At 59.6% G+C, this 13,560-nt stretch carries 11 protein-coding genes and 1 riboswitch; of the genes, 2 read left to right on the forward strand and 9 right to left on the reverse strand.

Features of this window, described 5'->3' with window-relative positions:
* Positions 1 to 5: 5 nt before the first annotated feature.
* The 7 genes from HNR03_RS21490 to HNR03_RS21520 form a co-directional block, all read right to left on the reverse strand.
* Entirely contained in the window at positions 6 to 527 is a 522-nt protein-coding gene (locus tag HNR03_RS21490) for a TIGR02281 family clan AA aspartic protease (protein ID WP_090176311.1), read from the reverse strand.
* On the reverse strand, positions 524 to 1,513 hold the full coding sequence (locus HNR03_RS21495) for an esterase-like activity of phytase family protein (protein ID WP_259155626.1): 990 nt from the start codon (positions 1,511 to 1,513) through the stop codon (positions 524 to 526). Before HNR03_RS21495 ends, HNR03_RS21490 begins: the two co-directional genes overlap by 4 nt.
* Entirely contained in the window at positions 1,513 to 3,417 is a 1,905-nt protein-coding gene (gene parE / locus HNR03_RS21500) for a DNA topoisomerase IV subunit B (RefSeq protein ID WP_222589517.1), read from the reverse strand. The genes HNR03_RS21495 and parE overlap by 1 nt, the downstream gene beginning before the upstream one ends.
* 54 nt (positions 3,418 to 3,471) lie before the next feature.
* Positions 3,472 to 4,080, reverse strand: coding sequence for a YqiA/YcfP family alpha/beta fold hydrolase (locus HNR03_RS21505; protein WP_259155629.1), 609 nt, complete (start codon positions 4,078 to 4,080; stop codon positions 3,472 to 3,474).
* 1,256 nt (positions 4,081 to 5,336) lie between these two features.
* A complete protein-coding gene (gene cpdA / locus HNR03_RS21510) occupies positions 5,337 to 6,152 on the reverse strand; it encodes a 3',5'-cyclic-AMP phosphodiesterase (protein ID WP_259155630.1) in 816 nt (271 codons plus the stop codon).
* 104 nt (positions 6,153 to 6,256) lie between these two features.
* On the reverse strand, positions 6,257 to 6,709 hold the full coding sequence (locus HNR03_RS21515; protein WP_090176324.1) for a DUF1249 domain-containing protein: 453 nt from the start codon (positions 6,707 to 6,709) through the stop codon (positions 6,257 to 6,259).
* Positions 6,700 to 7,317 (reverse strand): NUDIX domain-containing protein, encoded by a 618-nt coding sequence (locus tag HNR03_RS21520; protein ID WP_090176327.1) that lies wholly within the window; start codon positions 7,315 to 7,317, stop codon positions 6,700 to 6,702. Before HNR03_RS21520 ends, HNR03_RS21515 begins: the two co-directional genes overlap by 10 nt.
* Positions 7,318 to 7,544: 227 nt before the next feature.
* Here HNR03_RS21520 and HNR03_RS21525 point away from each other — a divergent pair, with 227 nt between their 5' ends.
* Positions 7,545 to 8,288 carry an RsiV family protein gene (locus HNR03_RS21525; RefSeq protein WP_259155631.1) on the forward strand — a complete coding sequence of 248 codons (744 nt, stop codon included), beginning with the start codon at positions 7,545 to 7,547 and terminating at the stop codon, positions 8,286 to 8,288.
* On the opposite strand, the gene cytX is transcribed toward HNR03_RS21525, so the two are convergent.
* Together cytX and thiC are read right to left on the reverse strand one after the other, a co-directional pair.
* Positions 8,257 to 9,549 (reverse strand): putative hydroxymethylpyrimidine transporter CytX, encoded by a 1,293-nt coding sequence (gene cytX / locus HNR03_RS21530; RefSeq protein WP_208670353.1) that lies wholly within the window; start codon positions 9,547 to 9,549, stop codon positions 8,257 to 8,259. The two genes, HNR03_RS21525 and cytX, sit on opposite strands and share 32 nt — an antisense overlap.
* A 107-nt stretch (positions 9,550 to 9,656) precedes the next feature.
* Positions 9,657 to 11,546, reverse strand: coding sequence for a phosphomethylpyrimidine synthase ThiC (gene thiC / locus HNR03_RS21535; RefSeq protein WP_259155633.1), 1,890 nt, complete (start codon positions 11,544 to 11,546; stop codon positions 9,657 to 9,659).
* A gap of 164 nt (positions 11,547 to 11,710) precedes the next feature.
* Positions 11,711 to 11,816, reverse strand: a riboswitch (TPP riboswitch).
* Positions 11,817 to 12,008: 192 nt separating this feature from the next.
* On the opposite strand from thiC, the gene HNR03_RS21540 reads away from it, so the two are divergent.
* Positions 12,009 to 13,448 carry a TolC family outer membrane protein gene (locus HNR03_RS21540; protein WP_222589510.1) on the forward strand — a complete coding sequence of 480 codons (1,440 nt, stop codon included), beginning with the start codon at positions 12,009 to 12,011 and terminating at the stop codon, positions 13,446 to 13,448.
* Positions 13,449 to 13,560: the final 112 nt, after the last annotated feature.

Below are 13,560 nucleotides of genomic sequence, written 5' to 3' on the forward strand. Positions count from 1 at the left end.
CCTCATCAGTTCGTTGTCTGGCGCAGCAGCATGGTGCCACCGCGCTGGGTAAATTCAAGTTTGTTCAGCGCGCTCATTCCGAGCAGCACTTGATTGCCATCCAGGCCTGGCACGACGATGGCGCGCACATCACGCAACACAATATCGCCCAGTTGCAGCCGGTCGACGCGGGTTCGATACCCCTCCGTGCGACCGTTGGCCGTACTCAGGGTGACCCCGAAGCCTTGTTCCAGCTTCAGCCTTTCGGCCATTTCTGCCGGGATCGCCACATCGGTCGCCCCGGTATCGAGCATGAAATTCACCGCCTGGCCGTTGATCTGGCCGCTGGCGACGAAATGCCCCTGTGTGTTACTGGCCAGCTTCACCTCGATAAAACCTTCGCCCTGCTGCGAGGTGACGACGACATTGGGGTTCTGCTGACGCGCCTCCCACTGCCCGAAAAACCGCGTCGCCAAAAACAGTGCAGCGCACCAGGCCAACACCATAAAAACGCGACCGGCACGTTTTCCTGGCGTCTGTTGGCTCAAAGCTGGGCGCTCCAGCCACCTTCAGGCGCTGCGAAGCGCCAGACAACCGGGCGGACCTCGCCATCGGCGCGGGGGCCAAAGTTGTTGTCGACGCCAATCCAGGCACCGTCGGCGTCGATGATCAATGCCTCTTCCAGACCGTAGTTCTGCGAATACCGTCGGTTTTCCTGCAACAACTCGGCGGCATACGACCAGCAGCGCTCGACCTTGGCAGTCTGTGGATCTCGACGACAGATCTGATAGGCGTTGCGCTCAAGGGTAAACAGCTTGCCCTCGAACAATGACAGGTCGGAAAAATCCCGGTTGACCGGTTTGGCCTTGGGAAATTGCGGCGGCTGCATTTCCATGCCGGCTTCGCTCAACAGCACACAACGACCGTCGCAATCCCAGACAGTCTGTTTGCGCTTGATCAGCAGCAACCCCCGGCTTTGGCGCTCCGCGGCGAGCCACATTTGGTCGCCTGCCGGATTGATCGCCAGACCTTCGAATATTGCATTGAATTGCAGCAGCATGCCGCTGGCCCGAGCTTCGCGAACCATCATGGGCGAAATTTTCAGCCAGTTTGCCGGCCCTGTTGCCGGTACTTGCAGGACGGCCGCATGGCCTTCGCTGACGATGTAACGATTGCCCGCGCTGTCGCAGGTGATCCCTTCGAAATCCAGATCCCCGCCCCGCACGAAAGAGGCCGCCCAGGTCCGCGCCCGCAACCCCCAGGGCAAACCGGTGTCCGGCACCGGAGGTACGTCGATATGCACGGTTTCGGCTTGCCAGGTGTTGGCCGTCGTGTCGAGACGGTAGATCTGATCATCGTCGCGATCGGAAACCGTCCACAGGTCCTTGCCGCACTGGGCCAGCCCCGACAGATTGCCGCCGCGCATGCCATCGACGGCATGTTCGGACAACACGCGCAGCTCCGGCGCCGGTTCGGCAGAGACCGTCAACGAGGTCAGCAGCAACCCACACGCCAGGACTAAGCCAAGCCGCATCAACCAAGAACCTCGGCCAGGTTGCCTTTGGATTCCAACCAGGATTTGCGATCCCCGGCGCGTTTCTTCGCCAACAGCATGTCCATCATTTCCGAGGTCGCGGCAAAATCGTCCAGCGTCAGCTGCACCAGTCGCCGAGTGTTCGGGTCCATGGTGGTTTCGCGCAACTGCGGCGGGTTCATTTCACCCAGGCCTTTGAATCGGGTGACCTGCGGCTTGCCGCGTTTCTTCTCGGCCACCAGGCGATCGAGAATGCCATCGCGCTCGGCTTCGTCCAGGGCGTAGTAAATCTCTTTGCCCAGGTCGATGCGGTAAAGCGGCGGCATCGCGACGTAGACGTGACCGGCATCCACCAGCGGGCGGAAATGCTGGACGAACAAGGCGCAAAGCAACGTGGCGATGTGCAAGCCGTCGGAGTCGGCGTCGGCGAGGATGCAGATCTTGCCGTAGCGCAGCTGGCTCATGTCCGCCGCGCCAGGATCGACTCCGATGGCCACGGCGATGTTGTGCACTTCCTGGCTGGCCAGCACTTCGCTGCCGTCGACTTCCCAGGTGTTGAGGATCTTGCCGCGCAACGGCAGGATCGCTTGAAACTCTTTGTCGCGCGCCTGCTTGGCCGAACCACCGGCGGAGTCACCTTCCACCAGGAACAGCTCGGAACGCATCGGGTCCTGCCCGGCGCAGTCGGCGAGTTTGCCCGGCAGCGCCGGACCTGCGGTGATGCGCTTACGCTCAACCTTTTTGCTGGCCTTCAGACGACGGCCAGCGTTGTTGATGGCCAGTTCCGCCAGCAGCATGCCGGTTTCCGGGTTGGCGTTGAGCCACAGGCTGAAGGCGTCCTTGACCACACCGGAGACGAAAGCCGCCGCTTCACGGGACGACAGACGCTCTTTGGTCTGGCCGGAGAATTGCGGCTCTTGCATCTTCATCGACAGGACGAAGGCGATGCGCTCCCAGACGTCTTCCGGCGCCAGCTTCACACCGCGCGGCAGCAGGCTGCGAAATTCGCAGAACTCACGCATGGCATCGAGCAAGCCCTGACGCAAACCGTTGACGTGCGTACCGCCCTGCGCCGTCGGGATCAGGTTGACGTAGCTTTCCTGAACGCTGTCGCCACCTTCCGGCAACCACAACAGCGCCCAATCGACCGCTTCTTTATTACCGGCCAGGCTACCGCAGAACGGCTCGTCCGGCAGGCGCTCGAATTCGCTGACGGCATCGACGAGGTAAGAACGCAGACCGTCTTCGTAATGCCATTCGACCTTCTCGCCGGTGGCCTTATCTTCAAAACTGACCAGCAGCCCCGGGCACAGAACGGCCTTGGCCTTGAGCACGTGCTTGAGGCGGCTGATGGAGAATTTCGGTGAATCGAAGTATTTCGGGTCCGGCGCGAAGAACACGCTGGTGCCGGTGTTGCGCTTGCCAACGGTGCCGATCACTTCCAGCTCGGTTTTCTTGTAACCGTCGGCGAAGGTCATCTGGTATTCGTTGCCGTCACGCTTTACGCGCACCCGGACTTCGGTCGACAAGGCGTTTACCACCGAAATACCCACCCCGTGCAGACCGCCGGAGAACTGGTAGTTCTTGTTGGAAAACTTGCCGCCCGCATGAAGCTTGGTGAGGATCAGCTCGACGCCTGACACACCCTCTTCCGGGTGAATGTCCACCGGCATGCCACGCCCGTCATCGCTGACTTCCAGAGAGTGATCGGCATGCAGGATGACCTGCACCGACGTCGCATGCCCGGCCAAGGCTTCGTCGACGCTGTTGTCGATGACTTCCTGGGCAAGGTGGTTCGGCCGACTGGTGTCGGTGTACATGCCGGGGCGTTTGCGCACCGGGTCGAGGCCCGAGAGGACTTCGATGGCGTCTGCGTTATAGGAGCTAGCGCTGGGAGTGGCCATGGGGTCTCGTCGTCCGTCTTCTGTAAATATGTTCAAGGAAAAAGAGGTGAAGGCTCACAGTGCTGTGAAATCAATCGCCTGATACAAATCTGCGCCGATGCCGGCAAAACTGAGCATTGCCGGTAACTGCGCGGCAAAACCCTGAAAACCGTGATCGCCACCGGCCTGAATGCGCAAGGCACAGGCTCGGTAATACTGCTGGGCAAGGCGATAGTCCAGCGTTTCGTCGCCGGTCTGCAACCACACCTGAAACCGCTGCGGATCCTGGGGCGCCGGCACTTCCAACTCAGCCAGGGCCGTTACATGGTCGTGGGTCAATTCCCAGGCTTCATCGGTATACAGGTTTTTCTGCGTCCCCAGGAACCCGTCAAAAATCCGGTGCGGACTGACCGCAGGGTTGATCAACAGAGCCTTCAAACCATGGCGTTCAGCCAAGTGAGTCGCATAGTAGCCGCCGAGTGAGCTGCCGACCAGCAGCGGCCGCCCCAGCTCCTCAATCGCCCTCTCCAACTGACCGATGGCCTCACGGGGATGATGATGCAAGGCCGGTACACGCAACTGATCACTCAGACCCAGACGATCCATCACCTGCATCAACTGAGTGGCCTTTTTAGAGGCTGGCGCGCTGTTGAAACCGTGGATATAAAGGATCGAACCGGACATTTGAGCTCCCTGTACGTCGGTAAAAAGGCGCAGTTTACAGGGAGTCAGGAGAATCGGGGACATCCGCAAAAAATGGGGCGCCAGCGAGGACGCCATCGCTGGCAGGCCAGCTCCCACAGGTTTTTGTGTACACCTGCGAGAGATTGGTCGGCTGGCGGGCCGCTATCGCGAGCAAGCTCGCTCCCACAATTGAATTTTGTACACCTGAGAGAGATCGGCCGGCTGTCAGGCCGCTATCGCCGGCAGGCCAGCTCCCACAATTGAATTTTGTAAACCTGAGAGAGATTGGTCGGCTGTCAGGCCGCCTTTGCTGGCAAGCCAGCTCCCACAGGGTTTGGTGTACACCTGCAGGAGACTGGTCGGCTGTCATGCCGCCATCGCTGGCAGGCCAGCTCCCACAATTGAATTTTGTACACCTGTAAAGGATGTCTCCGGTTTAAAACGTAAAGGATGTCCCCGGTTTCTACCCTGGCAAGCCAGCTCCCACAGGGTTTGGTGTACATCTGCAGGAGATTGGTCGGCTGGTAGGTTGTCATCGCTGGCAAGCCAGCTCCCACAGGGTTTGGTGTACACCTGCAGGAGACTGGTCGGCTGTCAGGCCGTCATCGCTGGCAGGCCAGCTCCCACAGGGTTTGGTGTACATCTGCAGGAGACTGGTCGGCTGGCAGGCCGCCATCGCCGGCAGGCCAGCTCCCACAATTGAATTTTGTACACCTGCGAGAGGTTGGTCGGCTGGCAGGCCGCCATCGCCGGCAGGCCAGCTCCCACAATTGAATTTTGTACACCTGCGAGAGATTGGTCGGCTGTCAGGCCGCCATCGCCGGCAGGCCAGCTCCCACAGTAAATCGAGGTGTACCCCCGCTCTTCACCACTCAACAGGCCGAGCGGTAGCTCGCCTGCAGCTTTTGATCTTGATCTACCCGCCCCTTCGGGAGGCTGAGTGGAGGCGTTCATCTGGGGGGCAGGCGCGTAGCGCCGTGCGGCGGAGCCGCACACATCGAGAGGAGGTCGTCGCGAAGCAGACCGGAGGCGATGCCCCCAGATGAATGCCGGAACGAAGGAACACCGAGCCTAAGCGAGGGGCCGGACGCCGGGGCGAGCCTTTTTTTTGCTTACTTTTTTTGAGGCGTTTGTCAAAAAAAGTGAGTCGCCGTCAGGGCGAAACCCTAAGCCGCCGTTACCGCAGCAACGGATATGTACCCGGTCACCCCACAACATGGTCGGCCCAAAGGCCGCCAAGACCAAAACCAAAACCGTCAATACCCGTTAGAACCGTAATCAATCTGGAAGGCAAACCCGGAAACCCGCTCAACGCCAGTCTCAACCCGCCCATCAGGCAAAAGCCGCAACCACCGATACCCCGGCGCCTCATCACTGACACTGAAATCATCACTCCCCGGCTCAAACTGAATGCACGTCGAAGGCGAAGCAATCAACCGAACACCATTACGCTCAAGATCAACCTCCTGATGCACATGCCCCCACAAAACCGCACGCACCTGCGGAAAACGATCAAGCACCGCAAACAGCGCATCAGGATTACGCAACCCGATCGGCTCCATCCAGGCACACCCGATCGACACCGGATGATGATGAAAACACACCAGATGATGCCGCTCCGGCGCCTCACTCAATGAACGGACCAACAACTGCAACTGCTCATCCTGCAAAAACCCCGGCACCGACCCCGGCACCGCCGAATCCAGCAACGTGACCCGCCAATTGCCGACATCCACCACCGACTCCAGCAAAGCGCTTTGTACCGCCGCCTCGGCCATGATCCGCGGCTCATCGTGATTGCCGGGAATCCAACGCGCCGGCGCATCAAGCGGCCGCGTCAAATCGCGAAACAGTTGATAGGACTCCAGCGTCCCGTCCTGAGACAAATCCCCACTGGCAATGATCAGATCGATCCGTGGCTGCTGAAGCCGCACCAACTCGATGACTTTTTGCAGACTGTCGCGCGTATTCATGCCCATCAGCGTCCCGTTCGCGTCGGCAAACAGATGACTGTCAGAGAGTTGCACCAATAACGCCGAATCGGCGGTGGTCAATGTGGATACGCTCGGCAAGGCGTTCTCCCAAGGCTGAATCACGGGATGGATGAGTGCCGCAATTATGCTGGGGGACGATCAAAAGAGGAAACCTGTGAACCGGACACAGTTCACAACTCACGTTAACGGACGACTTCGTACTCATGCCCCAATGCCAGGCAATGGCTCAGCCATTCGCCCAGAAACATATTCAGTTGAGCCTTCTCGTCAGGCTGATGCATCGAGGCATTCGGATAAGGATAGATGCCACGAAAGCGTCGCGCATGTTCGGCGCTGACCACTTCAGCCATGCAGGCGTCGTGATAGACCTGCACTTCCAGTTGCGGCACTGGCAGCCATGGCAGGCTATGTTCCTGCCGGACCTGCAGCGTCGTGGTGTACGGACAGACTTGAAGCACCTCGAGGGCCAGCACGCCGAGCATCTGGTCACCGTTAGTTACGGCAATGCGCCGCGCCGCCGGCTCGTTGCGCATGTCCGGCAGCAGTCGCATCAGACGCGCGTAGTTGGCCTCGCAAGAGGCTTGCAGCCCTACAAGGTCAACCCGGTAGCGATCGCGCAGCTTGTTTACGACCATAGCCCCCTCACTTCAACGCGGTTCAAAGCCAGCCATTGCAAAGCAATGATACAAGGCGCGTTGGCAATTCTTCCGTCGCGTACGGCTTGCAAGGCATCTTCGAATGCCCAGACCGTGACGCGGATATCTTCTGCTTCTTCCTCCAGCCCATACAGGCCGCCGACGCCGGTGCTGTCACAACGCCCCAGGTACAAATGCACAAACTCGTTGCTGCCGCCCGGCGATGGAAAATATTTGATCATCGGCCAGAGCGCCCCGAACACAAGCCCAGCTTCCTCCTGCGCTTCGCGGTGAGCAACTTCTTCTGGCACTTCATCCTTGTCGATCAGACCGGCGACCAGTTCGATCAGCCATGGATTGTCAGTCTTGCCCATGGCGCCTACACGAAACTGCTCGATCAGCACCACTTCATCACGCTGTGGATCGTATGGCAGCACGCACACGGCATCATGACGGACAAACACTTCACGATTGATCTCACGACTCATGCCCCCGGCAAACAATTCGTGGCGCAAGTGCACACGATCGAGTTTGTAGAAACCCTCGTAGCACTTTTCACGCCGAACGATATCTACGGCGGTCGGAATGGCGTTGGCAAAATCAGTCATGACTATCCTCGTTTACTGCAGTCCGTTACGAGGCTCCTTTGGTGACTTGCAACCTCGACTTCGCGCCATCCTAACGCGCTCGCACCGTTTGATGCAGCCCCTTTCCAGTCAGCGAGATAGACGGTGAGGGCGAAACCAACTCTAATTAGCTTAGTGGCGAACTGACCGCTTCGTTGAGAGTCGAAGCGGATAACTTTTCGCCTTTCCCTGTTTTGTGAAGGACGCCCATGTCGTTTTTTAAAATCGCCTCCGTGGCCGCAATCGCCCTGACCCTGGGTGCCTGCCAGAGTTTGTTCCAGCCCAATTACCGGACACCGCTGGAGACCACCCGCGATGCCTCGGAAACATTGAAGCCGGGTTGCTCCACTCCTGATTGCCCGCTGGTGAACATCGACACCGTGCACTTCCCGGCCGAGCCACAACTGGATGGCCTGGTGGAAAAAAACCTGTTGCTATTGACCCGCACCCCGGACGCCCCGGCAGCGCCGACCCTGGCCGCGTATCGCGATCAGTTCCTGCGCACCGCCGCACCGCACTCCAGCAGCTACTTGCAAGCCAAGGTACGTGAGCAGCATGACGGCTTGGTGATTGTCGAATTTTCCAGTTACCTGGACACCGGCAACGCGCAAGGCACGCCGGGACGCAGCTTCATCAACTATTCGCGCCAGCAGCATAAAGTGCTGACGCTGTCGGATATGTTGCTGCCGGGACAGGAAGAGGCGTTCTGGAAAGCCGCGCAAGTGGCGCACAACAGCTGGCTGATCAGCACCAAACTCGATCAGGAGCCGGAGTTCCTGAAGAGCTGGCATTTCCAGAAAACCCAGAACGTGGCGCTGACCTACGGTGGAGTGATCCTCAAGTACGAAGTGAGCACCATCGCGCCTTACGCGCTGGGCCATATCGAACTGAAGATCCCTTACCCACGCTTGAACGGCATTCTCAAGCCTGAGCTGTTTCCCGGCCGTAACTGAAAGCCCGACCCAGCACGAGCTGAAGCAACCCTGCCAGAATCAACGACGGCAGGGTTGCGCCGATGTCCGGATACAGATTGGCCAGCAAGTGATAAGTGCTCACCCCGCCCAACCAGGCGAGCAACGCCGGCCAGCGCAATGCGGCTGACGCCACTTGAGCACTGCGTTTGCGCAAGATGAAGTGATCCACCAGCACCACGCCGAACAGCGGCGCAAACACCGAGCCGATCAACAGCAAAAAGTTCTGGTACTGGGCCAACGGCGCCAGGCACGCAATCAGTGTGCAGATCACGCCGATCGCCAGGGCCAGATGCTCGACCTTCAAGCGCAACAGAATCCCGCTGGACACCGCCGCCGAGTGAATATCGGCAAAGGCATTTTCCGACTCATCCAGCAGAATCAGCAGCAGCGGAATCCCCAGACCTGCACCGGCCAGTGCCAGCAACAAGGCATTCACTTCACCGCTCGGCGCGAACGCCAAGGTGTATGCCACGCCCAGGCTCATCAGCCAGAAGTTACCGATAAAGAAACCCAACGCCGTACCGCCGAACACGTTTTTCGCACGCTTGCCGAAACGTGAGTAGTCGGCAATCAGCGGCAACCACGACAGCGGCATCGCGATCGCGATGTCGAAACCAACCGCGAATGGCATCGAACCGTCACCGGCCTGCGCCCACAAGGCGGCCAGATCGGCTTTGGCAAACAGGTTCCAGGTCAGCCAGATGCACGCCGCCAGCAACAGCCAGATGCCCCACTTGCGCAGGATCTGCCGCACGAATGTCAACGGCCCGCTGACTGCCAGCAAGGTCGCGAGTGCGCCGAAGAACAAGGTCCAGAGCAGCGGATTCGACAGCAGGCTGCCTTCGCTGAAGGCCCGCGCGCCGAGCAGGCTGGCCGCGTCGCGCATGACGATGATTTCGAACGAGCCCCAACCGATCAGTTGCAGCAGGTTCAGCACGGCCGGCAGGCTGGCGCCGCGTTTGCCGAGGCTGAGTTTGAGCGCGGCCATCGAGGACAGGCCGGTGTCGCTGCCGATCACACCGACGGCGGCCAGCAGCAGAACGCCGACCAAGGTGCCGAGGAAGATCGCCAGCAACGAGCCGGACAGGCCCAGACCCGGCGCGAGCAAGGCGCCGGTCTGCAGCACCATCAAACCGATGCCGAGGGAGAACCACAGGGAAAACAGATCGCGACCGCCGAAGACGCGCTTGTCCGTCGGTACGGCGATGTCTGGAGAATAAGTACTGGGTTGAATGCTCAAGGGTGTTATCTCAAATAGGAGCAGAGGCAAGTTTCAAGCCGCAAGCCACAAGATAGAAGCAGTACGAAATCCGCTTCTTCTTGCAGCTTGCAGCTTGCCACTTGTGGCTAGATTTTCTTGTATAGCTGACTGCCTTCCTGCTTGAACCGCTCGGCCTGTTCCGCCAATCCCTGGGCGACTTCGGCATCGACGGTTTCGATCCGTTGGTTGGCCGCGTATTCGCGGACTTCCTGGGTGATTTTCATCGAGCAGAATTTCGGCCCGCACATGGAGCAGAAATGCGCGACCTTGGCCGAATCCTTCGGCAGGGTTTCATCGTGATACGAGCGCGCAGTGTCCGGATCGAGGCCCAGGTTGAACTGGTCTTCCCAACGGAATTCAAACCGCGCCTTGCTCAAGGCATTGTCGCGGATCTGCGCGCCCGGATGCCCTTTGGCCAGATCGGCGGCATGCGCGGCAATCTTGTAGGTGATGATCCCGGTCTTCACGTCATCCTTGTTCGGCAGGCCCAAGTGCTCCTTCGGCGTGACGTAGCAGAGCATCGCGCAACCGAACCAGCCGATCATCGCCGCGCCAATGCCCGACGTGATGTGGTCGTAACCCGGCGCAATGTCGGTGGTCAGCGGGCCGAGGGTGTAGAACGGCGCCTCGTCGCAGCACTCGAGCTGCTTGTCCATGTTCTCTTTGATCAACTGCATCGGCACGTGGCCCGGGCCTTCGATCATGCACTGCACGTCGTGCTTCCAGGCGATCTTGGTCAGCTCGCCGAGGGTTTCCAGCTCACCGAATTGTGCGGCGTCGTTGGCGTCGGCAATCGAACCCGGACGCAGGCCATCGCCCAGCGAGAAGCTGACGTCGTAGGCCTTCATGATTTCGCAGATGTCTTCGAAATGGGTGTAGAGGAAGTTTTCCTTGTGATGCGCCAGGCACCACTTGGCCATGATCGAACCGCCACGGGAGACGATGCCGGTCACGCGTTTGGCGGTCAGCGGCACGTAGCGCAGCAGCACGCCGGCGTGGATGGTGAAGTAGTCGACGCCCTGCTCGGCCTGTTCGATCAGGGTGTCGCGGAACAGCTCCCAGGTCAGGTCTTCGGCCGCACCGCCGACTTTTTCCAGGGCCTGGTAAATCGGCACTGTGCCGATTGGCACTGGCGAGTTACGGATGATCCATTCGCGGGTTTCGTGAATGTGCTTGCCGGTGGACAGGTCCATGACCGTGTCCGAACCCCAGCGAATGCCCCAGGTGAGTTTCGCCACTTCTTCTTCGATGGACGAGCCCAAGGCGCTGTTGCCGATGTTGCCGTTGATCTTCACCAGGAAGTTACGGCCGATGATCATCGGTTCCAGTTCGGTGTGGTTGATGTTGGCCGGAATGATCGCGCGACCGCGGGCGATCTCGTCGCGGACGAATTCGGGGGTGATGATTTTCGGCACGCTGGCACCGAAGCTATAACCGGCGTGTTGCTGGTCCAGCAGACCGGCGGCGCGGGCGACTTCCAGCTTCATGTTTTCGCGGATGGCGACGTATTCCATCTCGGCGGTGATGATGCCTTTGCGCGCGTAGTGCATCTGGCTGACGTTGGCCCCGGCCTTGGCGCGGCGCGGGTTGTTCACGTGGGCGAAACGCAGCTTGGTCAGTTCGGCATCGGCCAGGCGTTCCTGACCGAAGCTGGAGCTCAGGCCGGGCAGGCGCTCGGTGTCGCCGCGGGACTCGATCCATGGCGAGCGCACATCGCCCAGGCCTTTGCGCACGTCGATGATGACGTTGGGATCGGTGTACGGGCCCGAGGTGTCGTACACCACTACCGGCGCATTGACCTCGCCGCCGAAGTCGGTCGGGGTCACATCGAGGCTGATTTCGCGCATCGGCACGAGGATGTCCGGACGGGAGCCCTGAACGTAGATTTTTTGCGAGCGGGTAAACGGCTGAACCGACTGTTGATCGACTTGGGCCGAGTCACTCAGGTTCGTATGGTCTTTTAGTTTTATCGTCATCACGGGCTCTCCGAACACATCCAGGCAGTGGATTTTTTGTCGGAGCGAACCTGTAAACGAATGGACGCACGTGCGCTGGGAAAACCAGCTGTGCTGTGCTCAGTGCTCGAGGGGTGTTCGATTGTCGAACAACATCCCGGACGAAGCACAAGAGGACTCGCCGGGTGACGAGAAATCTTGTTCCCTACGCAGGCGCTAACCTGATCAGGTTCAACGGGATCCGAAATTATTCGATCTCAGCCTCATAGCAAGGCACCCCGACAAGAACCCGGCCAGTCTAGACACAACCAGCAAAGAACGCCAACACCGCGGTAAACACCATGATGAATGGCGCAATTAACGGATTGTTGCCGAACGTGGCCACCACTACACTCGCAAGCCATGCCGCACCTTGACGCTGTGTGGGCCGCGCCGTAGCCTTGGCGCTCAAATTATCAGCATAATTTTTTTAGGGATGGCCTCATGCTGCGCAAACTCTCACTGGCCCTTGCCGTGTCTTGTGCGTCCAATGGAATGGCCTGGGCAGCAGAAGCGCCCTTATCGACCAAAAACGATCTGGTCAGCGTGTATCAGGAAGCGAAGGATAACAACGCCGACCTCGCCGCCGCCGTTGCTCAATATGGCGCACAGAAAGAAGTCGTGCCTCAGGCTCGCGCCGGGCTGCTGCCCAATATCTCGGGCGGCGCAGAAATGGCCAACGTGCGCACTGTCATCGATCAGCCTTCGGCGACCGCCAACCGCAACGCCCACTCCTACCAGGCGACGTTGGCTCAACCGCTGTTCCGCGCTGATCGCTGGTTCCAGTTCCAGGCCGCCAAAGACGTCAACGAGCAGGCTGCACTGCAACTCTCGGCAACCGAGCAAAATCTGATCCTGCAAACCGCCAACAGTTACTTCAACGTCTTGCGCACCCAGGACAACCTGGCCTCGACCAAGGCCGAGGAAGCCGCGTTCAAACGCCAGCTCGATCAGTCCAACGAACGCTTTGACGTCGGCCTGTCGGATAAGACTGACGTGTTGCAATCGCAAGCGAGCTACGACACCGCGCGCGCCAACCGGATCCTCGCGCAGCGTCAGGTGGATGATGCTTTCGAAGCTCTGATCACCCTGACCAACCGTCAGTACAACTCGATCTGGGGTATTTCCCATACGTTGCCGATCCTGCCGCCCGCGCCGAACGACGCCAAGGCCTGGGTCGATACGGCGGCGAAGCAGAACCTCAATCTGCTGGCCAGCAACTACGCCGTCAGCGCGGCCGAAGAAACCCTCAAGCAACGCAAGGCCGGCCATGCGCCTACCCTCGACGCCGTGGCGAAATACGAGAAAGGTGACAACGACGCCCTGGGTTTCAGCAACCCGAACGCCTTCCCCCAACCGTATGGTGGCAACGTCTCGCAAACGACAGTGGGCCTGCAACTGAACATCCCGATCTACAGCGGCGGCTTGACCAGTTCCCAGGTGCGCCAATCGTATGCGCAACTGGATCAGTCCGAGCAGCAGCGCGAATCCCTGCGTCGGCAGATCGTGGAAAGCACCCGCAACCTGCACCGCGCGGTGAACACCGACGTTGAGCAGGTGGCGGCGCGCAAGCAGTCGATCATTTCCAACCAGAGTGCGGTTGAAGCCACCGAAATCGGTTATCAGGTGGGCACGCGAAACATTGTCGACGTGCTGGATGCGCAGCGTCAGCTGTACACCTCGGTGCGCAATTACAACAATACCCGTTACGACTACATTCTCGACAACCTGCGCTTGAAGCAGGCGGCGGGCACGTTGAATCCCGGGGATTTGCAGGACCTGGGGCGTTATCTGAAGGCCGACTACAACCCGGATAAAGACTTCCTGCCACCGGACCTGGCCAAGGCTGCGGCGGCGCAGTTGAAGGCTAATCCGACGCAGTAAAAACAAAAGATCGCAGCCTCGTTTCACTCGACAGCTCCTACACCGGATTTGCATCAATCCTGTAGGAGCTGTCGAGTGAAACGAGGCTGCGATCTTTTTGTTTCAGACGACC

Source organism: Pseudomonas sp. JAI111, from assembly GCF_024809425.1.
Classification (GTDB): domain Bacteria; phylum Pseudomonadota; class Gammaproteobacteria; order Pseudomonadales; family Pseudomonadaceae; genus Aquipseudomonas.